We start from the raw sequence: 26,592 nt of genomic DNA, 5'->3' as shown, positions 1-26,592 counted from the left end.
TCTGTCGCGCCATAATGCATGGTGCCTTATGATTCCTAATAAATAGCCATGGGCGCATCGTTATTTTTCACGCTGTGACCCATGGCTTTTGCTTTTGAATCGGTCCTGAATGCCCCATGGGGATGGAAAAAAATGGACTGCAACTTTTATAGGTTATAAGCGTCATTACCATAAGACACCAGTAGAAGAGGGGATAGGAACGAAATGAATAAGGTTTTATCAGGGCTTGTATTCGTTTTGGTAATGATGCTCAGCTTACCGGGACAGGCATCTATGGAGCAGGCTTCCTTGGAAGTAAGTTTTCAGGATGAGCAGTTGGAGCAAGCAATAAAAGAAATTATAAAAAAGGATGAAAATGCGGCTGTTACACAGAAAGATATGGAATCATTAACATTACTTGATCTTTCAAGACGAGAAATTAAAAGCATTCAAGGCTTGCAATCTGCTTCGAATTTGAAATATCTTGACTTGTCCAATAATGAAATTGACGATATTACGCCACTCAAGTCATTGACTAAGCTTCGCGAACTTGATATTGCGGACAATCAGATCGCTTCAATTCAGGAGTTGTCCGCCATGACGGATTTGGAAATGTTGATCGTAAACCGGAACCAAATTTCGTCGATTGATGTGATCAAGCAGCTTGGGCGTCTGCATTCATTCGAAGCGAACGATAATCAAATCTCGAACATTACGGCATTATCAATGGCCACAGAATTAACATGGTTACAACTGAACGGGAACCAGATCGCGAAAATTCAGCCCTTGAGCCGTTTAACCAAGCTAAAGAATTTGGAACTAGCGAGCAATCGATTCTCGGACCTGAGTCCACTTAAGCCGCTCTCCAAAAGTTTAATGAGCCTTAACATCGGAAACAATCGAATTTCGGATCTCCGTGCGCTTGAAGGAATGACGCTAATGAGGGTTCTTTCCGCGGACAACAATCAGATCAAGAAACTAGACCCACTGAAAAAAATGTCTAGCCTGTCTTCCTTGAGTCTAAACTCTAATTTGGTTTACAACCTTGAGCCTTTGAAATCCCTAAAGGAACTTCAATATTTATATCTAAAGGATAACCGTGTATGGAGTTTGGATCCCATTCGAAATCATTCGTTCGATACTCATTATGACACGGGAGCGCTAAGATACGCGTTGCAATTAAGCGGTAACTATTTGGATTTAAGAAGTACGACTAAAACGTATCAGCTTCTCAATAAGCTCGGTGGAGATGGATCCGTCTATTCCCAACTGAAAGCCCAGCGATTAGTGATCGGGAGTAGAACTGCTTACGTAGGAGAGAGTTCTTTTAAGTTAAGCGAAGCCCCGTTTATTGCATCGAGCCGCACCTATGTCCCGATTCGATTTGTATCCGAGCGATTGGGTTCTAAGGTAGGGTGGAACCAAAGCAAACAAGAGGTAACGATCAGCAAAGACAACACAACGATCCGTTGGAAAGTGAATGAAAAGAAAGCAAACGTGAATGGAAAAACCGTTTTATTTGATACGCCTTTACTGTTGAAGAAGAATAGTTCATTTGTACCCGTACGCTTCGTGTCCGAACTGTTAGGATCTCCCGTAGAATACATGGCGAATCCCAAAACGGTAATCATATTTGAGCAAAAATAGCTACATTACGTACTGCCTGATCCCTCCGGCGTAAATTGCTGGAGGGGTTTGTTTTAAAAAAGCAAGGATTGAGTTAAGGTCAAGGAAATAATCGAACCGTGGGAGGAGTTATCTATGAAAAAAACAATACTCGCACTAACACTTTCTTTAGTGTGTACATTACTGATCGGTAATCCAGCGATAAGCTTCGCTAATAATTTATCGAACACGATTGACAATGGAAAAATCGAAAATGGACGAATGCTGATTCCATTACGTGCTGTTTCAGAGAAATTCAATTCAGAAGTAACTTGGAACCAGGCAAAAAAAAGCATTACGATTATTCGTGGCAAACGAGAGCTATTGCTGCGTGTTGATTCTCGCACAGCTTTATTAAATAACGCTGCTTTCAGTCTTGATGTGCCAGCAAAAATCTATAAAGGAACGACTTATGTGCCCGCACGTGTTTTTGCTGAAGCTTTTGGCGGAACCGCGCTGTGGTCCAAACAAGAACGAAAAACAACCATTACGATCGGTCTGCAACAGGTCTTTATCCATACCGAGCCGCAGAAGTCTTGGAGAATGAGTCAAGAGAGAATAAACGTACTTAATGAAAAGATAAATGAAGCCACCGATCTCTCAAGCTTTTCCCAAATCCGAACACATTTCAGACCTTATTTCACGGGCTCATTTATAAACAAGATCATTCACAGTAATGGCATTAAAAATAACGCTATACTAACAAAAAAGGCCGATATTACCTACAGTGGTACCACAGCGGCGAGAATGCACCAATCGGCTTACTTTGAAAGCGGTCCTATCAATCTTGAGCTCGTTGATCGCTTTGTATTCTATAAATTTGAAGATAACCAATGGAAGGTAGACGATGTGAACGTGGGCAGACAAATTATAGAGCCATAATACGGACGAGAGCAGGATTAGCGCCAGAAGAATTAAGATGTCGTTGCATGATATTTTTACAGAAGGTTTAAAAAAACAGCCGATCCACGTGGATCGGCTGTTTGTGTTTGAGCTAACGAGCTACCGATGGACTAATACTGCATACACCGATCAATGCGAAAGATTTTTGTGAGCTGAATATCTTAAGGTTTGCAGCCAAAAATAGGTCAGCATGCCCAGAAGCGTAATCATTCCACCTACGAATTGAAATGCGGAGATCGTTTCTCCCAAAAACAGATAAGCCAGCATAATGGCCAAAACGGGTTCGCCGATAATGCCTACGGATACCGTTGTAGCACCAATGGACTTAAGCAGCACGTTGAAAACATATTGGCCAAAGATCGTGGGAATGATCGCAAGCAGAAGGAAGTATGTCCAATCCGAAGCGTTGTAATGGGTCAAAGAATGGTGATTCCACAAACTGTAGACGAGCAGGACACTCCCCCCAGTAAAGAAGACGACAACACTGTATAGATTTGCATTGATTTTTTGGCTCACTTTCTGTCCGACCAGCATATAAGCCGACACCAGTATGGTTCCTATCAGTGACAAACCGTCCCCGATCAATGCCTCTCTTGAAACACCAATATCTCCCCAAGCGATAATAAGCGAGCCAAACAAGGCGGCAACCAAGCAGAGAACGGTCAACACACTCGCTCGTTCCCTAAACATATAGTACGAACCGATCATCACAAACAAAGGCTGTAGCGCCAGGATTACCATGGAACTCGCCACGGAGGTATATACCAACGACTCCATCCAAAACAGGAAATGCAGTCCCAGAAGCAGGCCGGCTAATACAACGTTTCCCCAATCCTTTGAGTCCAGTTTCAAGGAGCGGAGTGTTTTCCAGGGGACAAACGGAAGCATTATGATTGCCGATAGATAAAGTCTGTACATACCGGCTACAGCGGTTGGTGTATCCGAAGATTTGATCATGATCGAAGATACGGATACCGACAGAATAGCGATAAATAGCAGTATATAAGGATGTAGCGGTAGCGATGATTTATTTGTTTTCAACTATAACCCTCCAAGAGGGCCTATCCGATCGTCTGTGCACAGGCTAGTGATAAGCCAAATTCATGATATAATAATATCATCGTATTATATTTAATTGTGCAAATATATCTTTCATTAATATAGATATATCGTCATAGAAAGGAGCTCCTTGGAATGACTAAGCCGCTGCATGAGACTATTTTGTATCCCGACGATGCGTTTCCTTATATCATGTACACGCATACGATTCATAAAAGTATTCCCGAAGGAAGAGGATTCAACGATCTGCATTGGCACGAAGAGCTGCAGATCACGTTGGTGACGAAAGGAAAACTGAGTATTCAAGTAAATGGGACGGATCATGAGCTGGAAACCGGTCAGGCGATTCTGATCAATAAGGGAGTTCTTCATGTGGCGAATCAGCTAACGCATGACGGTCAATATGTGAGTTTCAATTTTCCTGAAAAACTGCTCGCCTTTCACGCGGACAGTGCCATGGAAAAAAATTATGTGTTCCCTTTTACCAATTCTTCTTTCGTTTCGCTTGTGATCATAGGAGACTCGGAGTGGGAGAAGCAGGTATTGGACATGCTTTGGGAAATGAGAAAGAAGTTTAATATAAGAAAAAACTGGGGATGGGAGTATGAAATTTCGATTCAAACCGTACAGCTGTGGTACATCTTGATCTCCAATATATCCGTCTCTCCCATGGAAGCACCGAAACACGTGAAGCGGCAACAGGAGAGACTGCAATTCATGCTTAGCTTCATACATCAAAACTACTCGTTTCCTGTAACGCTTCAAGAAATTGCCGATGTTGCGCATCTGAGCATCTCGGAGTGTACCCGATGTTTTAAAAAAACGGTTCATATGACCCCCTACGAGTACTTGATCAAATACCGGATAAAGAAAAGCAGCGAATTATTAATATCAACGGACGACACCATAACCGAGATAGCCCGCAGGGTAGGGTTCAATCATGTCAATCATTTTATTCAGTCTTTTAAAAAGTACCACGAAAGAACACCCAGAGATTTTCGAAAGCTTAGAGCTGAAATGAAACAGTCCAAAGTTTAACGTATATCCATTCAGTTTCATACTTTAACAGAGAAAACGATAGAGAAATCGGCAATCTATCGTGAGGTCATGTGTATGTCGGTTCTGAAAAAACGTAAGTGGATTTTATGGTTGTCAGCTTTAGTCCTGATCGCTGCAGTTCCAATAACAATTTTCATGCAAATCATCATTCATTCAAATATACCAGAACTTGCGGAAGGCAGCATTGAGCAGCGGTATGCGCAGAAAGGAAGCTATCATGTAAAGGTAGAAGAAGTTAAGAGAATGAGTGGGGAGGCTTTATTTAGAGTATACTACCCGGCATTTCAAGAAGACGAATCCTATCCTATTATTTCATGGGGGAATGGAACAGATGCCACGCCAGATCGTTATGATGAGCTCTTAACTCATCTAGCTAGCTGGGGATTCATAGTAATAGATTCGTATAGCAAGACAACAGGAACTGGCAAAGAAATTGTGGAGGCTATTGATTATTTGAAAAATGAAAACGAACAGGCAAACAGCTTGTTTTATCAAAAAATACAAATGGAACATATTGGTGTGGCTGGACATTCTCAAGGGGCTACAGGGGTTATTAATGCACATACCAACTATAAAAGTGGTTCGTTGATTAAGACGGTTGTTTCCATCGCTCTCCCGGATTTGAAGCATTGTGATCCAGAAGATGTGTACGATACAGCACGTATTACCGCCCCTTTTCTCATTATGGGAGGTACACGAGATTTTCTAATCTCACCGGTATCAACGAATCAATTAGCCTTACATAATACTCATCCGAACACGCCTGTTATGATGGGGATGGCAAAAGGTGCCGCTCATACAGCGATTGAAGGTAATGGTGGCAATCATAGGGGGTACTTGACGGCTTGGATGAGATATCGGCTGTCTGATGATCAGGAAGCGATGAAGGCATTTCATGGGGATTCTTCCGAGATGATGCATAATGCAAATTGGGTGGACGTTGAACAAGCTAATATGGATGATCATAAATTCGTGAATCCATAACAATCAATCATGTTTCGTTATATCCCCTCGTGGGATTATGATCGTGGGATTTATAGGACTTTCTCTCTGGCAGAGTGCTTTTTTGATTGTATAGACGAAAAGAATCATTTTTCCGGGAAGTTTGATGAAATGGGTATACGACCTCTGTTGAATATAATACGATCAGTCTTATTACGTAACGTGTTCGAATTTACGACAACGGAGGGAAACGCTTTGAAGTACATTAGGACGATTATGATGATAGTAGGCGGCATCTGCTTGTTGGGCATTGGCTGTACAGTTCAGAAACAAGAATCGGAGATTACCCTAAGCGAACTCAAACAATCCGATAACAATATTCGCGTACCACATAATGAGCGACTACATATGTCTACTGATCAGAGGTGGGTTGAGGAAGAGGGGCATCAGTCTGATCTGATTCGCCTTCAATGGACGGCGGAAAGGGCTAAACCTGCCATCGTGTGGCTCGACGAGAAGGGAATGAACAAAACGGCGATCATATCGCATGACAAGGCTAACAATCCGGAGCAGCACGACCATAAGCATATCTCATTCGAAACCACGATGTCGCCAACGGGTGAATATCCGAACCAACTGTTTACCCGGTTTGAAATTCCTTACGATACTGACGTTAGCGAGATTCGTACGCATTCTTCCAACTTCAATGTAATGAGCGGCATATTGCGAGTCGCAGGGGAAAAAGGGACTAACCGGGATATCCAGTTCAGTGTAGCCGGCAAGGAAAATGAGACGATAACGAGATGGGCCCTTCGGGCAGATAGTTCCGAAGAACCGGGGGACAATTCCGGAGCCGACATGCAATTCGTTCGTTATGACGATGACGGCAACGTCATTGATTCCCCGCTAACCATAAAGCGCAGCAGTGGTAATGTCGGTATAGGTACGAATGACCCCGATACCAAATTAGATGTAAACGGGGATATGCTTCGAATCCGGGACAAATTTACGCCTGCCTCATCCACAGATGCCTGTAGTCAGGGTCAGATAGCATGGGACGACGATTATGTATATGTTTGCGTTACCGAAAACAAGTGGAAAAGAACAGAGCTCTCGTCGTGGTAACATTGGATAGGGGATAGGCGAAAAGGGGCAAGTACGGAAAAGAGTTCTTGTCCTTTAACTGTATATGTTCATGGAATGTCGCGGCACAAGAAAAGCGGATAAAAAACCATAGTGGGAGTTACGGCATAGCAAGCATCATCGATGCGGGTAGTTCAACAATCAAAGAAGAACTCCTGCAAAATGTGTTATCCATATTTAATTTTGTCGTGTATAGCATCCCATTCACTCTTTCTTTTTTTTGAAGAAATCGAACTTGATCACATAATCAAAGAGAAAGGTGATTGCAACAGCCCCAAGTGGAATCATTGCGTATGCCCAAGGCGGATTATTTGGAGCTTCACCAGGGGGTGCATCAATTAAAATCTCAAAAAGAACAACACAGTAAATTACGGCGAATACAATACCTGTTACGTTCCTACCTTTTTTACGCAAGGCTATTTTTCACCTCCCTTAACATGAACAACCACTGAATATAAATCCTCTTATTGAAAACGTTGAGAAGCGGGTCTTCCGGAGCTTGAAGGTCTGGATAAGCTAAAGTGAACTGTCGAAGTAGGGGAGTCGGAAAGTCATGTCCAGCATCATTTTCCTGATGAGAAATCTGATGACAGCAGTAGTAGATTAACCCGACGTTACGTAACAACCGGCTTTACAATATAACAAAATGATCTTTACGTTAGAAAAGGGGACCGGGGAATCCGTTCAGACGTGCGATGACGCCGATTTGACCGACATGGTACGACTCATGCTCGAAAACATGATGGAAGATCCATCGCAGTGTCGGCGCCGAAGGCGGTTCCCAACCGTCTGAAAAACGAGGGAGCTGTATGGCTGGTTCATATTCATCGTAAACCATGGAATTGAGCTTGAGCTCCGTTTGGTTCCGAATGTCGATATAGGCCTGTAAAATTTGCTGCGAGTGATCCAAAGACTGCGGAAGTTGACATTTTCCCTTAGAACTAATCACGTTAATCCATTCGTCTTCGCTGCGCGCGATGTGCTCAACGATCCAGGCGATAGAGTTGGGATGGTCGGGATGCGTTGCATACCACTGTTCTTCCGTCAATTGGTTTAAATAAGGGATCAGGACTTTCCTTACATCATTTCGATAAGGAAAAAAAGCAACTAGTTTCATGATTCCTCCGGTAAGAAAATAGAATAAGAAGTTGAATTTCGATCATCGTAGAGGTTCATTATAACTTAATATATGAACGGGAACAATGGAATCTCAAGTGAATGGGAGGAAACCTGAACTAATGGGAAACGATAGTTGAGGAGAACAGATGGAGCAGTATGCCGGTCGGCAGCTGCTTCGTTTTCATTGCTCATAGTTTAATTATAATTGTTTTCTCAATCCTGTTTATACGTTGAAACTGTTAAACTGTAATTAAATTGAACGAATTGGGGAATTAGAGATGAGCAAAGGGAAAATCGTGTTTTTGAACGGAGTAACCAGTTCAGGAAAAACATCTATTGTAGACGCTATTCAATTAAAATCGGACGAGTTTTATTATGTTGTTGCAAACGATCTTTTTGAAAATACAATTGGCGACCACTATCTTCGAGAAGACTATTGGAAATATTTAAGTGATGCCATTATTATGATGTATCATACCGCCAAACTATTTTCTGACCATGGTAAAAATGTGCTTATCGATGGCATCTTGGTAGAAAGACCTGAGTTAAAGCCGCATTATGAAAAAGTTAAGGACATATTTGCTGGGTACCCCTTTTATATGGTTGAAGTGTTTTGTCCCTTGGAAATTTGCCGCCAAAGAAATATTGAACGTGGAGATAGAGCTGAAGATCAATCAGACTTGCAAAACAAAATGATGGCAAAAGATATACAGTACGACTGTACTGTCAACACACACGTAAATTCTTCAGAAGAATGTGCAGATTCGATTCTAAAATGTTTGCATGGTAGGTCTGAGGATTAATTAAGTTACGCTCACGGGAAACGATAGCTCAATGACAACAAGAAGGCAGCCGACCAATGTGATCGGCTGCTTTTTATTCAACTGACGTGCTGAGTATTCTGTAGATAGGAATTTAAATATAATAGCAAACCGTATAGCGCCTTGTATACGAGTTCTCGATAATGCGAGCTAAAAGATGTTTTTCTGACTTAGAACAAAAACTTAAAGCTTTCTCAACTCATGCAGAATGTCTTCCGGATCCAATCGCTGCATAAAATCCGGATTGACATAGGCGGAACGGATAATTCCAGATTCATCGATCATGAAGGTGGAAGGGATCGGCAGGACCCAGCGGTTCATCGCATTGTATTCCGTTAGGTCCATGCCTATTTGTTTCATAATGTCCTGGATGTAGTCCGGAACGTCGTAAAGAATATTATAGAAAGCGGCCACGAGACCGTTTGTGTCGCTGAGCACTTGGAAGGACAGCTCTTCTTTCTCTTGCTGGGAAAGCGTGTTGTCCGGACTTTGTGGGCTGACTGCGATGAGCTGACCCCCAAGGGCTTCAATATCCGGAAGCAGCTTCTGATAGCTCTTAAGCTGAGTGTTGCAGAACGGGCACCATCCGCCCCGGTAGAAAGTTAGGACAACAGGTCCTTTGGACAGTTCATCATAGAGGTTAACCGATTCTCCCAAAGCATTTTTGAGTGTGAAATCCTTGGCCTTCTGCCCCTCCTGTCGACCGTAAGCTATGCCGGACTCCTGTTGCTCCTGGATCTGTCGGAACATCTCCGCTTGGATCTCCAAAGGGGTATGCGCTATAAATTCCTGTTTTACAGTGGCTAATGCTTGAGTTAATGACATGTTTTGCTCCTTCTCTTTAGTTAATTAGCCTCTCGGTTTTAGCCTTGATTCATTATCTTCCTGCTCACATCTTAAGCAGACATCTCGGTTGACGAGTCGAAAGTATCCAGTCTGTTTTGCTTGCGCAAATGGATGATTTGTGCTGTCAAACCAACGATAAAAATGACGAGGAGAGTGGCTTGAGCACCAAGTAAGACTGGCGAACTTAGATCGGTGACTAAGGGGTTGCCGTCTGGAACACGGGTCAGGATTTCAGTAACAGTCGGCAACAACAACAGAAACGCCGTCAGGCTGAGGAAGATTGTCTCAAGGTACTTGCCGGAACGCCCAAAGCTTGTAATACGCCCGACGCCGTATCCGCCGAGCAGCAGCAGGATCGTTGCTGTGCTAATGACATAGCTTACCGACTGATGAGCGATGGGGAATACCGTGATGGCGCCGATCATCATCGAAATGAAGTAGACGACACCAAGCCTTGACCTAGGGACAATCCGTCCGTAGCGAGCAAACATATATGTAGCCAGCGGAATGGCGGGCAAGCTGCTGAGCGTATGCACCCAGCCGAGTGGTGAAATTCCAAACATAACTGACTCCTTTCAGTCCTTAAGGACAAGGGTGACTTGTTTTGTTCTGTCGATAGATTTACGCGAGCCAATACTAGCGGATGACATCATCTCTGGACAACTAGATGACCTATATCGGCTCTTAGCGGATATGACGCGATTCGTTCGTCAATAGCGAGCATATCCTCAACAGTATGTAGCCTCCTCTCTAGATGACTTAAAGTAAGGGGTTGAGTTAATCTCTTGTCATCTCGATAATGGTTAAAATTTTCGCCACTGGACCAATCACAATGGAAGTGCGAGTCGCTCCAATAGCGGGTCTGTCACGAAGCTGAACATATTCGGATCGCCATAGGCCCGCGCCGAAAGCATAGCTCCGTGAACCGTAGCCATGAATGCTTCGGCCTCGGCATGGGGGGTACTTCTAAGTTGAAGTTGCCCAAGCCGCGATCCGCGATCCAGCACGGATGTCAACCACGTTGACAGATAGCGGAAATGCTCCCTGACCTCCATGGCAACCTCCTCGGGCAGGACGGGGAGCTGGCTTGCCAACAACGCGCAGACACAAATCGGAGCACTAGCGTCTGCGATGCAGGCTTTCCAATAGCTAACGTAAAACCGAAGCTGTTCAAGAGCATCGGGTACATGGAGTTCAATATTCTCCATCCCCGCTTCAGCTTCTTCCCGATACCTTGCAACCAGTGTTCGAACCAGATCGACCTTGCTTGGAAAATGGTGATGGATGCTCGCCTTACGAATCCCAACCACGTCAGCGATGTCGGCATAACTAAAACCGTTGTAGCCGCCATCGATGATCAAAGAACGAGCACAAATCAGGATGTCATCAGAAGTAGTAGGTGAATTTTTCATATCATTAGTCTACCTACTAGTAGGTAGACTGTCAAGTGACTTTCGAAAGCATTTAAAAACTAATAGAGGTATGTCCATGGAAAAGTGAACATTAGCAATCCATGAGAAACTGTGCCTGTTATTGGATGATAAAATGTAGACATAAGGAGGCTGCATATGGGACGTATAATTCTGATGATGAATGTGACACTGGACGGCTGCTGTGACCACACGCAGGTGATTGCGAATGAGGAACTCCACAAGTATACGATGGACCTGATGGACGAGTCTGATGGTCTGCTTTTTGGACGTGAAATCTACCAGTTGATGGAAAGTGCGTGGCCAGCCATTGCCAGTAGCGGTGACGGACCTCAGTTCTTGGTCGACTACGCACGCATGCTCGATCGGAAACCCAAGTATGTCTTCTCGCGGACGCTGAATCACTTGTCGTGGCAGAACTCTTACCTGTTGAAGGGGCCTGTTTCAGAGGAGGTGCCACAGCTTATGGCAGAAGGGAAGAACCTAGTCGTTAACGGCGGTCCCGGCCTTGGTTCCACCCTGGCACAACTAGGCTTAGTGGATGAGTATCACTTCCTGGTACAGCCCATCGTTGCCGGACGTGGCCCCCAATTATTGGGGGGAGTTCATGATCGACTGAATCTAAAGCTGATCGAGACCCAACCCTTCAGCTCCGGCGTCGTGGTGCACCGCTACACGTCCGTTCGTTAACTGCCTGGCTGATCACCACGCCTGGCGTAGCCAAACGAATATTAATGAGCATAAGATGCAGCCGACAAACATCTGTCGGCTGCTTCGACCTGGACTTTTTCTTGCTGAACTAACGAGCAAAGATACAAGTCATACAGAGGTATAAATTGACATTTTACAGATTAATGAATACAATTGAATAGAACAATTGTTCGCATAATTCTGAGTAGGAGGAACAAGTTCAATGGATTTGATTATTGAAAAAACTAGAGATCTTAATGCAAGTAAGAAAGCTGTTTGGAAGGTATTGACTGATCCTGATTACATTAGAGATTGGTTAGGTGTACATATTGAAACGGATTGGAGAGAAGAGAGTCCGATCACATTTTCATTCTCATGGGACGGACAAAACCTTACCGATAAGGGACATATATTGAAATTCAAGGAACCGGACACTTTCTCTTATGATTATTGGAGTGGTTTTTCGGGAACTCCAGACACTCCAGAAAATTACTCAATTATTACGTTCCAATTATTAGGTAATCACGATAGTACAACACTTGTTTTAACGCACCGTAACTTTTCAACACCAACGATGTATGAGCACTCGGATAAAAACTGGGAAGAGACTTTAGACAAAATAAAGCTATTAGCAGAAAAGTGATATGATAGATTCAATTAACTTTTCGGGGGGGACAAGAGCATAATCCCATTGAAAGTCGCTAATTTAGCGGCTTTTTTGTTTTATCGGTACAAGTTCTTGTCCCGAGCCATGGATAAGTGATATTAAAAGATTCACAGAAGCTACTCCTCATAAGCAACCACTCGGCTTGACAAGCCAACAAAAATCAGCGAGCAGCTCCGGGCATATTACGGAACTGCTTTCTTTGAGTTTGCGAGACCAAAATAATAAGACAATGAAAGCTGTTTATTTAAAAATGACAACGCTTTCTTAAGAATGTTAGCTTACGGCGGTAAGATCCGGGAGGATACACTAGATGTAAAGGAGGAGCACAGATATGGAACTGAATAGACAGCTTACGAGCCCCACCGCAGGAGTAGGTCGGCGATCGCAATTATGGAAGCGGTTCAAAAAGCAAAAAGTACTTCATGTATTTGTCGGGCTAGGCATGATTTTTCTGATGATTTTCTCGTACACGCCGATGTTCGGTATTCTCATGGCGTTTAAGGACTACAGCATTTCAAATGGCATTAAGGGAATCTTCACTAGTGAGTGGGTCGGGCTGCGATATTTCGATGAATTCATCAACGATTATCAGTTTGCCACGTTAGTCCGCAATACGCTGGTCTTAAGCTTTCTGAAGGTCATCTTCGCTTTTCCAGCTCCAATTCTGCTTGCAATCCTGTTGAACGAAGTGAAAAACATGGCGTTCAAGCGATTCGTGCAGACCATCAGTTACTTGCCGCATTTTATTTCATGGGTTGTTGTTGTTGGGGTATCTTACGCCTTCCTATCCGCGGATGTTGGGATGGTAAATAGAGCACTGACAGAAGCCGGTTTCATTGATAAACCGCTTCATATTTTGACGAGTCCCAATTATTTCTGGGGACTTGCTGTCGGAAGTGCAATTTGGAAGGAAATGGGCTGGTGGACGATCATCTTCTTGGCTGCCATAGCGGGAATAAATCCTTCGCTTTATGAAGCTGCTGAGATTGACGGTGCCGGCAGGCTGGCACGGATTCGTTATATTACACTTCCAGGTATGAGAGGGACGGTTGTTGTTGTGCTGGTTCTGACGATCGGCAGCATACTCGGAGGCGGTCTGGTCGGTTCAAACTTCGAGCAGGCATATCTGTTTGGCAACAGCATCAATAATCCGACATCGGAGATTGTCCAGACCTACGCTTTCAAAGTCGGCCTGAGTGACGGGCGTTTTTCATATGCGGCGGCGATTGATCTTATTCAGTCCGTCATCTCGGTAGTCTTGATTTTTTCCAGCAACTTCATCGCTAAACGTGTGTCGGGGTCAAGCTTATTCTAAAAAGGAGGGTTGGTGGTGCTGAAGAGCCAAAGACAGAAGGATATTCTCTTTGATAGCTTTATTTATATTGTGTTGTTTATGATGGCGCTCATCTTGCTGTACCCGTTCTATTATGTATTCATTGCCTCGTTTAACAAAGGCTCCGATACACTCTTGGGAGGCATATATCTATGGCCCCGAAGCGTCACTCTGGAGAACTACAAAATTTTCCTGGAAGATCCAAAGTGGTATGGTGCCTTTTTGATCACGGTTGCCCGTACAGTTTCTGGCACGGCTTTGGGGTTGCTGCTGACAAGCCTGGTCGCTTATGCCCTTTCACAACGTGATTTGTTGTTCAGCAAAACGTATTTTACAGTCATCATTTTCGCGATGTATTTTTCGGGCGGATTAATACCCTATTATGTCGTGCTGCGCTCGATCGGACTGCTAAATTCATTTGCGGTTTATATCGTGCCGTCCATGCTCAACACGTTCTTTCTGCTCATTGCCATCTCGTTCTTCCGCGAAATTCCCGGCGAACTGAAGGAGTCAGCCCATATAGACGGCGCTGGTGAACTCAAGATTTTTTTTCGGATCATTCTGCCTGTATCGACGCCGGTACTCGCCACGATGGCTTTATTCATGGGTGTCGGTCAATGGAATTCTTGGCTGGATTCTGCTTATTTCGTTCAATCCGAGAACTTGAGAACGCTTACTTTTCGGATGATGGAAGTGATCAACAAGAGCAACTCGCCTATGGATTCTCTTGCCGTTGCAAACAGCGCTTCGGCCTCGGCCGGAGTGACGAGCTTCTCGCTGCAGGTGACGGCGATGGTCATTTCCATCGTTCCGATCATATGCGTATACCCCTTTTTGCAAAAATACTTTGTGCATGGAATTATGCTAGGCTCAGTGAAAGGGTAAATCGTTGTTTCTATATTTAACCGCTTACATTAAAATACCAATATATTATATGGAGGGGTTCACTTGAAAATATCTAAGAAGAGCTATAAACTGCTCGCTGCGGCACTATCGGCGGTGCTTGCGTGTACGCTGCTCTCCGCCTGTGGGAGCAGCGGCGGTGGAGTTTCGACCGCGAAGCAGGATGGTGATTCTTCGACAACAGCAGGCGGTGTGAAGGAAATGTCGCTGTTCATCGATGCGCCATGGTATCCGGTTAAGGAGTGGAAAGGCCCGGTAGCAGAGAAAATTACAGAGGAGACGGGTGTCAAGCTGAATGTAACTGTCGCAACCGACGATAAGCAGCTGCCGCTGATGATTGCCTCCGGAGATTTGCCGGACCTCGTCTTCACGTATGCTAACATTGATCGGATGTCGGATTCGAAGCTGTCCTACCCCTGGAATGAGCTGATCGAGAAATATGCGCCGGGTTTCAAAATCGATAAAACGAGAATAGCGATCCATACGATGGACGACGGCAACTTCTATACGGTTCGAAATGCTTTTGCGACGCAGGAAGAAATGGCTCAAAGTAAATATTCCATTGGCAGCGATGGCAATCCAGGGATTGCCGTTCGGGAAGATATTCTGAAGGAACTCGGCAATCCACCGATTCAATCGCTGGACGATTTCGTAAAGGTTTTAGGCATGGTCAAGGAGAAGCATTCCGATTTGGTCCCGCTAGTCCTGGATAAAGAATGGATCGAGCAGTACTTTATGCAGCAGTTCGGCACAGAGGCTCTCATCGACGGCTGGTATGAGAGAGACGGATTAGTCGATTATGCGATCAGACAACCGAAGATGCTGGAGTATTTCAAGTTCATGAACAGCTTATATCGCAATGAATACATTCTCGCGGAAAATTTTGCTTTTGCAAATGATCAGATTGATGATCAATACGTGACAAGCGGCAAAGCCTTCGCCCACGGTTATACCGTTTCCGCTGCGGAGGCGGACAACAATAAAATCAAGAGTAACGGGGACTCGTTTACGTTAAAAATGCTTCCGAGCGTTTTGTCGAAGGATGCTAAAGCCGTGAGTACGGGTTTGGGATTTGCTGGTACTTTTATCACGAAGAAAAATAAGGATCCGGAAGCATCCATCAAATTTATTGAGTACTTGGCGAGCGACGAAGGCAAAAAACTGACCATGTTTGGAGTCGAAGGCGAACATTGGACATGGAATGAAGCGGGTTATCCCAACCTCAAATACGACCCTTCCGATGCCGACTTCGTTAACGGCAACGGGATAAAATGGTGGTACCTATACAACGATGGAGTCACCGAAGGCATGCTGTCCTATGTTCCGGGATCGCAGAAGACACAGGCTTTAATGGAAACTAAGGCCGTAACTACCTACAAGCCGGCGATCGGTCTTATTCAAACGCAGCCGGATTCCCAAGAAAAGACGCTCAAGACAAAGATCGACGAGATGATTAAAAATGAGAAGGTGAAAATTTATTTGGCCAAATCCGAGGAAGAGGCGGTTGCGAATTATGAAAATATGGTGAAGACTGCCGAGAATATGGGCTTGCAGGAGCTTGTCGATTGGGCAAACGAAACATACCAGAAGAAGAAAGATTTATTCGAGTAATTGGATGTCACAAAGCCGGTAGGGACGTAAAATCTCTACCGGATTTTGCTTGCCCATGATACGGTTAGTAGAAATCAATCGGCAGCGGGGGGATTCCTGACCGTGAGTATCATACGTAAAATCATTATCGGATATGTCTTCCTTGTCTTTATCCCGGTCGTTACGTTTGGATATTACTATTAAGTTCAAATTTACGGCAATCTGACCCAACAATTCATGGAAAGTAGGCAAAAGATACTGGAACAAGCCAGGGCAAATATGAAGGCGGATCTGACCCGGATCGAATCCATCCACCGCTTGCTGCAATATAATCCGTATGTGACGGACTATCTGAGCGGAGCTTATGAATCTGATTCCGAAAGCATCTACGCATACAACCGTTATATCAGCCCGATCATGACACAGTCGCTGTTTGCCAATCCGGAAATCGAGTCGCTTCGAATTTATAAGACCAAGGCACAGGTGCTTCGAATCACCGACCGGTTTCTCGAGATATCGTCCCTTGATTCGAAGAACAAGGAGTTAGTAAGTTTGCTGAAACCCGGTCAAGGAGCATGGATTGTCCCCGATCCTGGAGCTCAGGAACCGCGGCTTGTTTTTTATCAGTACATATATAACCCGGAGTTTACCGAGATCGTCGGACTTCTTGAGCTGCGCATCGGCAGGGGTCTCATGCAGAAATTTTACAAGGCCATCGGCATGGAAGGAGACTGGGAAGCGATTCTGTTACCGTTTGGTGCGGCGATAATTGAGGATACGACTGCCCGAATGGATGAGGAAACCCGGAAACTGCTTGGAGCAAGCGACACGGAGCCCTATTATATTAATCGGAAAACGATCGTGAATCATCTCTCCATTGAGGAGCTTGGGGTCCGACTCTTCGTTGTCGGAAAGGTAGACGTCGTGTTTCATACGATTAAACGCAAGGAAATCATTCTGATTTCAACCGTTGTTGTTTTTTTGGCGGCACTGTCGCTAGCGTATTATGTACTTGCATCCACGATCACAAAGCGCATTCTTCGCCTGGCTAGACACATGCGTAACCTGAACGACAACAATATGAGACCGTACATCAGCAAGCACGATAATCCGAACCGCCAGGATGAAATCGGGTTTCTGATCACGACTTACAATTCGATGATTCAGCGGATGGACGAATTGATTAACAATGTCCACCGAGCCGAGTTGCGAAACAAAGAAGCTGCATATAAAGTGCTTCAAGCCCAAATCAAACCGCATTTTCTATATAATACGCTTGAAACCATCAGAATGCTGGCCGAGTCAAATAACGATAAGGAAATAGCTGATATTTCCTTCTGGTTCGGGAGGCTGATGCGTTACAGCTTGTCTTCCAAGGAGGATCAAACGGTTCTCGCCAAGGAAATCGAGACGGTCATCTTCTATCTTAATATACATAAGATGCGGCTCCGAAACAGACTTAGCTACATGATTGACATCGACGTTGACGCGGATCAAATCGCTTGTCCCCGGTTTATACTTCAGCCCTTGATTGAGAACAGCATCATCCATGGGGCTGCAGCAACGCTTCGCCCCGTTCATATCAGCCTTCATGCTTCAGAAACCGCCGATGAAATTCGGATCTGCATTTCGGACAATGGAATAGGGATTCCGGAAGACAAGCTGTCAAGACTTCGTTCAATGCTAACGGAAGGAGACGATATCCATCCCAGCAAAGAGAACGAGGGGGGCGGGGTTGGCCTGATTAACGTGAGCGAGAGGGTCAAATCCTTTTTTGGCGGTGCTTCACGACTGGTTCTTGATAGTGAGCAAAGCCAGGGAACACGTCTCACGATCATCATAACGAAAGGGGCGGCGGTCAACGATGAAACTATTAATTGTAGATGATGAGCCGATTATTCTTGAGGGATTAGTCAAGGTCATCAAGGACGCGGCTCCGCTCGGTACGGAGGTGCGCGAGGCAGGCGACGCTTTTGAAGCACTTGAAGTCATGACGGGGTTTATGCCGGATGTTACGGTTACGGATCTTCATATGCCGGAAAAAAGCGGATTCGAGTTGATGGAGGAGGCGAAAGGAAACGGACTTTGTACGCGGTTTATTATTCTGACAGGCTATGACGAATTTGAATACGTTAGAAGAGCACTGCGCAGCGGCGTGGTGGATTATTTACTTAAACCGCTGGACAAAGACGAAATTGCAAAACTGCTAGCACGTATCGATGATGAACTGCCTTCCGAAGCTGATTCGGACTGTGAAAGGCACACGAAACGCATTCTTGCTTATACGCAAACGAATTTTATGAACGATCTTTCCTTGGATCACCTTGCCGATTTGATGAACCTTCATCCGAATTACATCAGCAGCCTGTTCAAGAAGGTGACAGGGGACACGTTTGTGAATTATTTGAACGCATTTCGTATCAAGGAAGCGCAGAAATTGCTGAGGACGCATCGGCATCTTTCCGTAAGCGAGGTCGGTCGGCGGGCCGGGTTTGAAAATAAACATTATTTCACCAAAGTCTTCAAAAAGTATACAGGGATCACACCAGGTGCCCACCGTGAAAAAGATGATATGGAAAGTATAGAGATGGATTCAAAAGAAAGATGTTAATCGACGAGGTGTTAGAATGAATGGAACGGAGGAAAAGGCATGATTAACAAAAACGGTATAGCTGGCGTAGAACAAAAGCAGCGATTATGGTATCTCCAGCCTGCCACAGATTGGAACGAGGCTTTGCCTATTGGGAACGGCCGGTTGGGTGCCATGATCTTTGGGGGAATAGCCGAGGAAAAGCTTCAGCTCAATGAAGATTCCGTATGGTATGGAGGTCCGCGTGATCGCAATAACGAAGACGCCCTGCCGCATTTACCGGTAATCCGCGAGCTGGTTATGAATGGGCGTCTGCATGAGGCGGAGGCACTGGCGGGAATGGCAATGGCCGGACTGCCCGAATCGCAGCGGCACTACTTGCCGCTCGGCGATCTTCTGATTTCGTTCGATCGTCATGAAATGGCCAAGGATTATGAGCGGGAACTGGATTTGGAGCACGGCGTATCCCGGGCCAGTTACCGGATTGGAGAGATCCGATATACCCGTGAGTTGTTTGCCAGTTACCCGGATCAGGCGATCATCATGCGGATTTCGGCTGACAAACCGGGGGCGGTATCTTTAAAGGCAAGGTTTAATCGTCGAAATTGGAGATACATGGAGAAGACAGATAAATGGGACCAGCAGGGACTTGTGATGCAAGGGGAATGCGGCGGCAAAGGAGGCAGCTCGTTTTGCGCCATCGTGAAGGCGCTTTCAGAAGGCGGAGTATGCAAGACTATAGGTGAATATCTTTTGGTTGAAAATGCTGATGCGGTAACGCTGCTGCTTACCGCGGGTACGACCTTCCGGCATCCTGATCCAGAGCTTTACGGCAAACGACGGTTGGAGGAATTGAGCCAAGTTTCCTATACTGAGCTGCTGGTCCGACATATTAAAGATTACACTGAACTGTTCGGGCGGGTGACCCTAAGTCTGTCGGAAAGCCCGGGAAAAAACACGCTGCCGACCGATGACAGGCTGAATCGGTTCCAACATGGCGAGGAAGACCACGGCCTGATCGCGACCTATTTTCAATTCGGCCGATACTTGCTTATTTCCTCCAGCCGGCCGGGTTCTTTGCCTGCGAACCTTCAAGGCATCTGGAACGATAGCTATACTCCGCCATGGGATAGTAAATTCACGATCAATATTAACACGCAAATGAACTACTGGCCGGCAGAAAACTGCAATCTGTCCGAATGCCATGAGCCATTATTCGATTTGATCGAAAGGATGCGTGAGCCCGGGCGGGTCACGGCCAGCGTCATGTATGGCTGCCAGGGATTCACGGCGCATCACAATACGGACATATGGGCGGATACAGCGCCGCAGGACACTTATCTTCCGGCTTCATTCTGGCCGCTCGGCGCCGCCTGGCTGTGCCTGCATTTGTGGGAGCATTACCGTTTCAGCCAGGACCGTTATTTTCTGGGACAAGCCTATGAAACGATGAGAGAAGCGGCAGTCTTTCTGCTCGATTATTTAATCGAGGATAACGAAGGTGGTCTGGTGACTTGTCCGTCCGTCTCCCCCGAGAACAGCTACAGGCTGCCCAATGGCGAAACAGGTGTTCTCTGTGCCGGGGCCACGATGGATTTTCAGATTATCGAAGCGCTGTTTGAGGCTTGCATCCGCAGCGGAGAAATCATCGAGAAGGATGAGGCGTTCCGCGAGGAGCTCGCTGCCGCCTTGAAGCGGCTGCCCAAACCGCAGATCGGCAAATATGGGCAAATTCAGGAGTGGATGGAGGATTACGAGGAAGTGGAACCGGGACATCGCCACATCTCCCATCTGTTCGCGCTTTATCCGGGCGAAGGTATTAACGTGGATTCCACGCCGGAGCTCGCCGCAGCGGCTCGGACGACTTTGGAACGAAGGTTGGCTAACGGCGGCGGACACACCGGCTGGAGCCGGGCGTGGATCATCAACTTCTGGGCACGACTGTTGGATGCCGACAAAGCTTACGAAAACGTTAGAGCGATGCTTCACTACTCAACGCTGCCTAACCTTTTCGACAACCATCCGCCGTTTCAAATCGATGGTAATTTCGGCGGCACAGCGGGCATTGCCGAGATGCTGCTGCAAAGCCACGATGGTTTGATCCGTCTGCTACCCGCTTTGCCTAACAGCTGGAGCGATGGGGAAGTCAGAGGGCTGCGGGCACGAGGCGGCTTCACCTTGAATTTCACCTGGACGAAGGGACAGGTTACTGAAGTGGTCGTGTCCTGCGCAGTCTCCGGTCCATGCCGTATAAAAGCACCTGGACTTGACCCTGTTTCGTTTACAGGGGAAGCCGGCCGCTCCTACACGTTCACCAAGAAAAGGGATGAGTGAGCATCAATTAACTTTATTGCTCGAGATACGCATTCTTAATGAGGTTACGGATCCGGCTCATCATCTAATGACTGCAGCTGGACTCAGTTTCTGTATTCACTGGGCGCCATCCCGGTCCACCGCTTGAATTGGCGGCTAAAATGCGCATTGGTCTTATACCCCAGCATCATCGCAATATGGTCAATGCTTAGGTCGGTTTGCTTCAACAGTCGCTGGGCTTCGTTCAGGAGGGTTTCGGATAAAAACTTGCGCGGTGCTCTGCCGTGAACCTCCCGAAAGATCCGATTGACTTGCGACGGACTAAGGTTCAGCGACTTGGCGATGTCTTGGATCCAGGTTCGCTCGCTCTCCTGAATTTCACTGTGAAGATGGATATATCTTACGGAGTCCTCGATTTGCTCCGCGATCTGACGGGCGATGGTTTCTTTTCGGGATAGGGCGACGGATGGGGTCTGAGACAGCTGTCCGACCAACGAGCCGAGCAATTCGAATACGGCGGCATGGATCTTCATCTGTTTGGAGGCCGGCAGCGGGCTGGATAAATGCTCTGTTGCCAGATTATACAATGTAGACAGCGAAGAGGACAGTCCCTGGGTTAAAGCCGAATCAGCCGGATAATAAATGTCCTTGCAGCGGTTGAGTTCTCTGCAAAAGGATGTATCGTGGACGCTGAAATGGACGGAAAAGTAAGTGAAACCTTGCGGACCGGCGCCGGTGCAGGAATGGGTCATACCGGGGCGGATGAACAACAAGTCTCCAACGGACTGCCTGTGCAGCTGTCCGTTTACCACCATGTTCATCTCGCCGTCCAGCATCCAGTGAATTTCGTACATGGAATGTTCGTGGGACGGATAGGTCCAGCGGGAATCCACTTTTCTTGCATGCAGTCCCAGTAATTGAAACGACATGCGAACATCGGGCAGACGACCTAAATATGCGGCTTCTGAAAACATGGTCACAGAAAACCTCCTCGGTATGTCTATATTCCGTTATTCATAGACTCATCATAACAGAAATATCATGCGTGAAAAGGGTAAATCGTCGTAGAGATTAGCGCATCGTCATGAACCATCGGTGGTGCTATGGTAGTAATATCAACCCGATGGGGAAGAAATGGGGCAAGCTTGAATGCGAATTATTCGATTTCTAGACGGACAACAGAAGCGGCTGGCAGCCGTTACGGATGATGAAAGAGCCTATCGTCTGCCGCAGCCGGATTTTATGACGTTGATCCATCAAGCCAGGGAGCGCGGGATTTCACCTGTCCAACTTGTTGAAAGCGCTGTTACACCGGCAAACGAGCTGGCTGGCGATTGGACTTCGCTGCACCTTATCACGCCAGTGGAAGCACCCGAAGTATGGGCGGCCGGCGTTACGTACCAACGAAGCCGGGAAGCACGAAATTATGAAGCCACGGATGGAAAGCTGGATGCATTGACATTCTACGATAAAGTTTATGACGCAAAGAGGCCGGAGATCTTTTTCAAATCCACGGCCGCCAGGACCGTCGGACCGAATGAGACTGTTACGCTGCGCAGCGATTCCACATGGCAGATCCCAGAGCCTGAGCTTGGATTGGTGCTTGACGCAGATGGCAGCATTACGGGCTACATCGTCGGCAATGACATGAGCTGCCGCGATATCGAAGGGGAGAACCCGCTGTATTTGCCGCAAGCAAAGATATGGCGCAAATCCTGCTCCATCGGACCGGCCATCCGGCTTGCGGAAACGGTGCAGAATCCATATGCATTCAGCATCGTCTGCGAGATTTACCGCAAGGGGCGTATGGTCGTTAAGAGCGAGGGCAGTACGAGTGAATTAAACCGAAAGCTGGATGAGCTGGTCTCCTTTCTGGCAAAGGACAATGACTTGTTCGCGGGTACGGTGCTTTTGACAGGCACCAGCATTGTGCCGCCTAATGATTTTACGCTTGAGCCCGGGGACCGGATTGAAATAACCATTGGCGGCATCGGTACGCTGGTGAATCCTGTCATTTCAAACTAGTTAAATATAAGGAGGATAAATACCATGACCGCATTTCAGGTTGAGCAGATATACAGGAACTATATCAACGGAGAATGGATGAAGGCGGCGTCCGGAGAAACCGAACCCAGCATCAATCCGGCGAATCGGAATGAGGTAGTCGGTTATGTACCGGTTTCCGGTATAGAGGATCTGAACCGTGCTGTCGCAGCGGCCAAAACAGCTGGCCGAGCCTGGCGGAGATTAACCGGCGCGGAACGCGGCAATGTTCTGTTCAAAGCGGCGAATGTGCTGGAACGCCGGGCCGAGGAAGTTGCCGAGGCGATGACGAGGGAAATGGGCAAGACGCTAGCCGAAGCCAAGGGAGAGACGATGCGCGGCGTCGCGATCCTAAGATATTACGCCGGTGAAGGGATGCGAAAAGTCGGCGATGTCATTCCTTCGACGGACAGCGAAGCACTGATGTTTACGACTCGGGTACCGCTTGGTGTTGTGGGCGTGATTGCTCCATGGAATTTTCCCGTAGCGATTCCGATTTGGAAGACGGCCCCGGCTTTGATTTACGGCAATACGGTTGTATTAAAACCGGCACAGGAAACGGCGGTCACAGCGGCTAAAATCATGGAATGCTTTGAGGAAGCGGGAATTCCGGCAGGGGTTCTCAATCTTGTATGCGGCAGAGGATCGGTGATCGGATCTGCGCTTGCCGAGCATCCGGATGTCAATGGGATTACGTTCACCGGTTCCAACGAAGTCGGAAAACGGGTCGGCGCCGCCGCATTGGGCCGAGGGGCCAAATATCAGCTTGAAATGGGCGGCAAAAATCCGATCATCATTGCAGCGGATGCCGACCTGGACTTGGCAGTCGAGGCCACCATCAGCGGCGGCTTGAAATCCACCGGCCAAAAATGCACCGCCACCAGCCGGGTCATCGTTGAACGAAAAGTATATGAAGCCTTTAAAGAAAAGCTCCTTTCGCAAATCCAAGAGATCCAGCTGGGCGACGGCATGTCTTCCGAAAGCTGGATGGGCCCGTGCGCGAACGAAGGACAGCTCGAAACGGTGCTGAATTATATTCAAAAAGGACAGGATGAAGGTGCCGTACTGCTGACCGGCGGAAAAAGAGCGGACGCTCCAGGGCTTAAAGAGGGATTCTATGTCCAGCCGACCGTATTTGAGCGAGTCGAACCGCATATGTCCATAGCCCGGGAAGAAATCTTCGGCCCTGTGCTTACGTTGATCGCGGCGGATTCCCTGGAGGAAGCCATAGAGACTGCCAATGACAGCGACTTTGGCTTGAGTGCCTCCATCTATACGCAAAACGTCGGCGCAATGCTGTCATTCATCCGGGATATGGATGCCGGATTGGTCAGGATCAATGCGGAAACGGCCGGCGTAGAGCTGCAGGCGCCGTTCGGCGGGATGAAGATGTCAAGCTCGCATTCCAGGGAACAGGGTCAAGCAGCGATCGAGTTTTTCACTTCCATCAAAACGGTCTTCGTGAAGTCATAAGTTGCGGGAGGGTGCCATGCACGAACAGATTATGTCGATTATGGGGGAGAAAGATTCAAGCGGTTACGATATTATAACGCATGCTCCCGGGGCGGCGGGACGTCTGCCTTTAACGGATGATTTGCTGCGTCACGCTCCGAGCGGCGACTTGTTCGGCATGTCCCAGAATGTCGGAATGGGCTGGAAGCCCGGGGAATTGAACGGAAAACAGTTTCTGATCCTGAGCACGCAGGGCGGAATTCGCAATGAGGACGGCAGTCCTGCAGCCCTCGGTTATCATACGGGCCATTGGGAGGTCGGCCTGCTGATGAAGGCTGCGGCGGAAGAGATATCAAGCCGCGGAGGGATCCCGTTTGCCGGATATGTCAGCGATCCTTGCGACGGCAGATCACAGGGAACGACAGGTATGTTCGACTCGCTGCCGTACCGAAACGATGCCGCTCTCGTGTTCCGCAGACTGATTCGCTCCCTGCCGACGCGCAAAGGGGTGATCGGCGTCGCCACCTGCGACAAAGGTCTGCCGGCGATGATGTTAGCGCTTGCGGGCATGCCGCAGCTGCCGGGAGTAATCGTTCCCGGGGGCGTCACCCTTCCGCCTGTCGATGGAGAGGACGCCGGCAAAATTCAGACGATCGGCGCACGATACGTCATCGGCGAGCTCTCCCTGGAAGCGGCGTCGGAGCTCGGCTGCCGGGCATGCGCCACCCCGGGAGGAGGCTGCCAGTTTCTAGGTACGGCGGCAACGGCCCAGGTCGTCGCCGAAGCGATGGGCATGACGGTGCCGCATGCCGCGCTTGCGCCTTCCGGGCAGCCGATCTGGATCGAAATGGCTCGGCAATCCTCACGCGCACTGATGGTCATGGAGTCCGAAGGGCTGAGAATGGCGGATATTGTCACGGATGCGGCGATTCGCAATGCGATGGCCGTCCATGCCGCGTTCGGCGGATCTACCAATCTGCTGCTCCACATACCCGCCATTGCCCATGCAGCCGGTTTGACCATGCCTGCGGTGCAGGACTGGATCCAGGTTAACAAACATGTGCCGAGACTGGTCAGTGCCTTGCCTAATGGCCCAATCTTCCACCCGACCATACGGGTTTTTCAGGCCGGAGGCGTGCCCGAAGTGATGCTCCACCTCAGGCAGCTGGGCGTGCTGGATGAGTCCGTGCTTACCGTAACAGGTACGACGCTGGGCCAGGTGCTCGACTGGTGGGAATCGTCGGAACGCCGTCATCTGCTGCGGAAGCAGCTGAAAGAGAAGGACGGGGTTGACCCGGACGGTGTCATTATGAGCGTGGAGCATTCGCAGCGTCTTGGCATTACTTCTACCGTGACGTTTCCAACCGGGAATATCGCTCCGGAAGGCTCTGTGATCAAATCCACATCGATCGACCCTTCGGTACTGGATGACCATGGCGTGTATCGTCACAAGGGCAGGGCAAAGGTGTTTACAACCGAACGCGAAGCGATCCATGCGATCAAGACCGGCGGCGTTCTGGCCGGCGACGTCGTCGTACTTCTCGGGCGGGGTCCGTCAGGGACCGGGATGGAGGAGACTTACCAGCTGACGTCTGCGCTAAAGCATCTGTCTTTCGGCAAATACGTGTCGCTCATTACCGACGCCCGGTTTTCCGGTGTTTCCACCGGGGCATGCATTGGCCATGTTGGTCCCGAAGCGCTGGCAGGCGGGCCGATCGGCAAGCTTCGGAACGGTGACTTGATCAATATCGTCGTGGATCGCAACTCGCTGGAAGGCAGCATTAACTTTGTCGGTGCGGGGGAAATCGAGGTTTCGCCGGAGGAAGGCGCTCTCATCCTGGCACAAAGGCCCTTCCATCCGGATATGCGCCCTGACGAAGCTCTGCCGGATGATACCAGGCTGTGGGCAGCGCTGCAGTCCGTCAGCGGAGGGACATGGAGAGGGAATGTGTACGATGTGGAGCGGATCATAACCGCTCTGGAAGCCGGTAAAAAAGCACTGGGCTGGTCCTGAAATTATCATTTTTTGTACAATTATCATTATC

The 26,592-nt window shown here is 47.7% G+C and carries 24 protein-coding genes; 17 read left to right on the top strand and 7 right to left on the bottom strand.

Annotated elements, in window-relative coordinates; genetic code table 11:
* Window positions 1-204: 204 nt before the first annotated feature.
* Both M1D70_RS16140 and M1D70_RS16135 read left to right on the top strand, forming a co-directional pair.
* On the top strand, window positions 205-1,626 hold the full coding sequence (locus M1D70_RS16140; RefSeq protein ID WP_456287301.1) for a stalk domain-containing protein: 1,422 nt from the start codon (window positions 205-207) through the stop codon (window positions 1,624-1,626).
* Between the two features lie 114 nt (window positions 1,627-1,740).
* Window positions 1,741-2,526 carry a stalk domain-containing protein gene (locus M1D70_RS16135; RefSeq protein ID WP_456287300.1) on the top strand — a complete coding sequence of 262 codons (786 nt, stop codon included), beginning with the start codon at window positions 1,741-1,743 and terminating at the stop codon, window positions 2,524-2,526.
* 150 nt (window positions 2,527-2,676) lie between these two features.
* Here the strand turns inward: M1D70_RS16135 and M1D70_RS16130 are convergent, their stop codons facing one another.
* A complete protein-coding gene (locus M1D70_RS16130; RefSeq protein ID WP_456287299.1) occupies window positions 2,677-3,588 on the bottom strand; it encodes a DMT family transporter in 912 nt (303 codons plus the stop codon).
* Between the two features lie 153 nt (window positions 3,589-3,741).
* Between M1D70_RS16130 and M1D70_RS16125 the strand changes: the two genes are divergently transcribed.
* The 3 genes from M1D70_RS16125 to M1D70_RS16115 all read left to right on the top strand — a co-directional run bounded on the left by M1D70_RS16125 (window position 3,742) and on the right by M1D70_RS16115 (window position 6,732).
* Complete coding sequence (locus tag M1D70_RS16125; RefSeq protein WP_456287298.1) at window positions 3,742-4,644, top strand: AraC family transcriptional regulator; 903 nt, start codon at window positions 3,742-3,744, stop codon at window positions 4,642-4,644.
* 75 nt (window positions 4,645-4,719) lie between these two features.
* Window positions 4,720-5,649, top strand: a complete 930-nt coding sequence (locus tag M1D70_RS16120; protein WP_456287297.1) for a poly(ethylene terephthalate) hydrolase family protein — start codon at window positions 4,720-4,722, stop codon at window positions 5,647-5,649.
* A 366-nt stretch (window positions 5,650-6,015) separates the two neighbouring features.
* Window positions 6,016-6,732: a hypothetical protein gene (locus M1D70_RS16115; protein ID WP_456287296.1), complete on the top strand. Its 717-nt coding sequence runs from the start codon at window positions 6,016-6,018 to the stop codon at window positions 6,730-6,732.
* A 222-nt stretch (window positions 6,733-6,954) separates the two neighbouring features.
* On the opposite strand, the gene M1D70_RS16110 is transcribed toward M1D70_RS16115, so the two are convergent.
* Window positions 6,955-7,164: a hypothetical protein gene (locus M1D70_RS16110; RefSeq protein ID WP_456287295.1), complete on the bottom strand. Its 210-nt coding sequence runs from the start codon at window positions 7,162-7,164 to the stop codon at window positions 6,955-6,957.
* A 244-nt stretch (window positions 7,165-7,408) separates the two neighbouring features.
* Complete coding sequence (locus tag M1D70_RS16105; protein WP_456287294.1) at window positions 7,409-7,798, bottom strand: DinB family protein; 390 nt, start codon at window positions 7,796-7,798, stop codon at window positions 7,409-7,411.
* Window positions 7,799-8,147: 349 nt separating this feature from the next.
* On the opposite strand from M1D70_RS16105, the gene M1D70_RS16100 reads away from it, so the two are divergent.
* Entirely contained in the window at window positions 8,148-8,672 is a 525-nt protein-coding gene (locus M1D70_RS16100; RefSeq protein WP_009595920.1) for a phosphotransferase-like protein, read from the top strand.
* A 201-nt stretch (window positions 8,673-8,873) separates the two neighbouring features.
* Here the strand turns inward: M1D70_RS16100 and M1D70_RS16095 are convergent, their stop codons facing one another.
* From M1D70_RS16095 to M1D70_RS16085, 3 genes are all read right to left on the bottom strand, one after another.
* On the bottom strand, window positions 8,874-9,515 hold the full coding sequence (locus tag M1D70_RS16095; protein WP_009595923.1) for a peroxiredoxin-like family protein: 642 nt from the start codon (window positions 9,513-9,515) through the stop codon (window positions 8,874-8,876).
* Between the two features lie 71 nt (window positions 9,516-9,586).
* Complete coding sequence (locus M1D70_RS16090) at window positions 9,587-10,099, bottom strand: hypothetical protein (RefSeq protein WP_009595910.1); 513 nt, start codon at window positions 10,097-10,099, stop codon at window positions 9,587-9,589.
* 264 nt (window positions 10,100-10,363) lie between these two features.
* Entirely contained in the window at window positions 10,364-10,948 is a 585-nt protein-coding gene (locus M1D70_RS16085; RefSeq protein WP_456287293.1) for a TetR/AcrR family transcriptional regulator, read from the bottom strand.
* Window positions 10,949-11,104: 156 nt separating this feature from the next.
* Between M1D70_RS16085 and M1D70_RS16080 the strand changes: the two genes are divergently transcribed.
* The 8 genes from M1D70_RS16080 to M1D70_RS16045 all read left to right on the top strand — a co-directional run bounded on the left by M1D70_RS16080 (window position 11,105) and on the right by M1D70_RS16045 (window position 21,073).
* Entirely contained in the window at window positions 11,105-11,656 is a 552-nt protein-coding gene (locus tag M1D70_RS16080) for a dihydrofolate reductase family protein (RefSeq protein ID WP_456287292.1), read from the top strand.
* Window positions 11,657-11,879: 223 nt separating this feature from the next.
* Window positions 11,880-12,299: an SRPBCC family protein gene (locus tag M1D70_RS16075; protein WP_456287291.1), complete on the top strand. Its 420-nt coding sequence runs from the start codon at window positions 11,880-11,882 to the stop codon at window positions 12,297-12,299.
* Between the two features lie 355 nt (window positions 12,300-12,654).
* A complete protein-coding gene (locus M1D70_RS16070) occupies window positions 12,655-13,638 on the top strand; it encodes an ABC transporter permease (RefSeq protein ID WP_456287290.1) in 984 nt (327 codons plus the stop codon).
* 15 nt (window positions 13,639-13,653) lie between these two features.
* Window positions 13,654-14,541, top strand: a complete 888-nt coding sequence (locus tag M1D70_RS16065) for a carbohydrate ABC transporter permease (RefSeq protein ID WP_456287289.1) — start codon at window positions 13,654-13,656, stop codon at window positions 14,539-14,541.
* Window positions 14,542-14,604: 63 nt separating this feature from the next.
* Window positions 14,605-16,170, top strand: a complete 1,566-nt coding sequence (locus tag M1D70_RS16060; protein ID WP_456287288.1) for an extracellular solute-binding protein — start codon at window positions 14,605-14,607, stop codon at window positions 16,168-16,170.
* A gap of 258 nt (window positions 16,171-16,428) precedes the next feature.
* Entirely contained in the window at window positions 16,429-18,036 is a 1,608-nt protein-coding gene (locus M1D70_RS16055; RefSeq protein ID WP_456287287.1) for a sensor histidine kinase, read from the top strand.
* A complete protein-coding gene (locus M1D70_RS16050; protein WP_456287286.1) occupies window positions 18,014-18,760 on the top strand; it encodes a response regulator transcription factor in 747 nt (248 codons plus the stop codon). The genes M1D70_RS16055 and M1D70_RS16050 overlap by 23 nt, the downstream gene beginning before the upstream one ends.
* Window positions 18,761-18,799: 39 nt before the next feature.
* Entirely contained in the window at window positions 18,800-21,073 is a 2,274-nt protein-coding gene (locus tag M1D70_RS16045) for a glycoside hydrolase family 95 protein (protein ID WP_456287285.1), read from the top strand.
* An 83-nt stretch (window positions 21,074-21,156) separates the two neighbouring features.
* Here M1D70_RS16045 and M1D70_RS16040 read toward each other — a convergent pair whose 3' ends face one another.
* Complete coding sequence (locus tag M1D70_RS16040; RefSeq protein WP_456287284.1) at window positions 21,157-22,032, bottom strand: helix-turn-helix domain-containing protein; 876 nt, start codon at window positions 22,030-22,032, stop codon at window positions 21,157-21,159.
* Window positions 22,033-22,201: 169 nt separating this feature from the next.
* Between M1D70_RS16040 and M1D70_RS16035 the strand changes: the two genes are divergently transcribed.
* The 3 genes from M1D70_RS16035 to M1D70_RS16025 are packed head-to-tail and all read left to right on the top strand — an operon-like array spanning window position 22,202 to window position 26,561.
* Complete coding sequence (locus M1D70_RS16035; protein ID WP_456287283.1) at window positions 22,202-23,077, top strand: fumarylacetoacetate hydrolase family protein; 876 nt, start codon at window positions 22,202-22,204, stop codon at window positions 23,075-23,077.
* Window positions 23,078-23,101: 24 nt separating this feature from the next.
* Complete coding sequence (gene gucD, locus M1D70_RS16030; RefSeq protein ID WP_456287282.1) at window positions 23,102-24,568, top strand: alpha-ketoglutaric semialdehyde dehydrogenase GucD; 1,467 nt, start codon at window positions 23,102-23,104, stop codon at window positions 24,566-24,568.
* Between the two features lie 16 nt (window positions 24,569-24,584).
* Window positions 24,585-26,561, top strand: a complete 1,977-nt coding sequence (locus M1D70_RS16025) for a YjhG/YagF family D-xylonate dehydratase (RefSeq protein WP_456287281.1) — start codon at window positions 24,585-24,587, stop codon at window positions 26,559-26,561.
* The last annotated feature ends 31 nt before the right edge of the window (window positions 26,562-26,592 follow it).

The organism is Paenibacillus sp. AK002 (assembly GCF_053903045.1).
Note: the sequence above shows the minus strand (reverse complement) of the source record. Positions and strands in the feature narration are given on the sequence as shown.

What these genes read in the sequence shown, in the direction of transcription:
- M1D70_RS16090 (WP_009595910.1), bottom strand. Translation starts at nt 10,099, where the DNA reads ATGTTTGGAATTTCACCACTCGGCTGGGTGCATACGCTCAGCAGCTTG.
- M1D70_RS16115 (WP_456287296.1), top strand. Translation starts at nt 6,016, where the DNA reads ATGTCTACTGATCAGAGGTGGGTTGAGGAAGAGGGGCATCAGTCTGAT.
- M1D70_RS16050 (WP_456287286.1), top strand. Translation starts at nt 18,014, where the DNA reads ATGAAACTATTAATTGTAGATGATGAGCCGATTATTCTTGAGGGATTA.
- M1D70_RS16085 (WP_456287293.1), bottom strand. Translation starts at nt 10,948, where the DNA reads ATGAAAAATTCACCTACTACTTCTGATGACATCCTGATTTGTGCTCGT.
- M1D70_RS16075 (WP_456287291.1), top strand. Translation starts at nt 11,880, where the DNA reads ATGGATTTGATTATTGAAAAAACTAGAGATCTTAATGCAAGTAAGAAA.
- M1D70_RS16095 (WP_009595923.1), bottom strand. Translation starts at nt 9,515, where the DNA reads ATGTCATTAACTCAAGCATTAGCCACTGTAAAACAGGAATTTATAGCG.
- M1D70_RS16125 (WP_456287298.1), top strand. Translation starts at nt 3,742, where the DNA reads ATGACTAAGCCGCTGCATGAGACTATTTTGTATCCCGACGATGCGTTT.
- M1D70_RS16080 (WP_456287292.1), top strand. Translation starts at nt 11,105, where the DNA reads ATGGGACGTATAATTCTGATGATGAATGTGACACTGGACGGCTGCTGT.
- M1D70_RS16070 (WP_456287290.1), top strand. Translation starts at nt 12,655, where the DNA reads ATGGAACTGAATAGACAGCTTACGAGCCCCACCGCAGGAGTAGGTCGG.
- M1D70_RS16055 (WP_456287287.1), top strand. Translation starts at nt 16,429, where the DNA reads ATGAAGGCGGATCTGACCCGGATCGAATCCATCCACCGCTTGCTGCAA.
- M1D70_RS16140 (WP_456287301.1), top strand. Translation starts at nt 205, where the DNA reads ATGAATAAGGTTTTATCAGGGCTTGTATTCGTTTTGGTAATGATGCTC.
- M1D70_RS16120 (WP_456287297.1), top strand. Translation starts at nt 4,720, where the DNA reads ATGTCGGTTCTGAAAAAACGTAAGTGGATTTTATGGTTGTCAGCTTTA.
- M1D70_RS16025 (WP_456287281.1), top strand. Translation starts at nt 24,585, where the DNA reads ATGCACGAACAGATTATGTCGATTATGGGGGAGAAAGATTCAAGCGGT.
- M1D70_RS16045 (WP_456287285.1), top strand. Translation starts at nt 18,800, where the DNA reads ATGATTAACAAAAACGGTATAGCTGGCGTAGAACAAAAGCAGCGATTA.
- M1D70_RS16035 (WP_456287283.1), top strand. Translation starts at nt 22,202, where the DNA reads ATGCGAATTATTCGATTTCTAGACGGACAACAGAAGCGGCTGGCAGCC.
- gucD (WP_456287282.1), top strand. Translation starts at nt 23,102, where the DNA reads ATGACCGCATTTCAGGTTGAGCAGATATACAGGAACTATATCAACGGA.
- M1D70_RS16135 (WP_456287300.1), top strand. Translation starts at nt 1,741, where the DNA reads ATGAAAAAAACAATACTCGCACTAACACTTTCTTTAGTGTGTACATTA.
- M1D70_RS16100 (WP_009595920.1), top strand. Translation starts at nt 8,148, where the DNA reads ATGAGCAAAGGGAAAATCGTGTTTTTGAACGGAGTAACCAGTTCAGGA.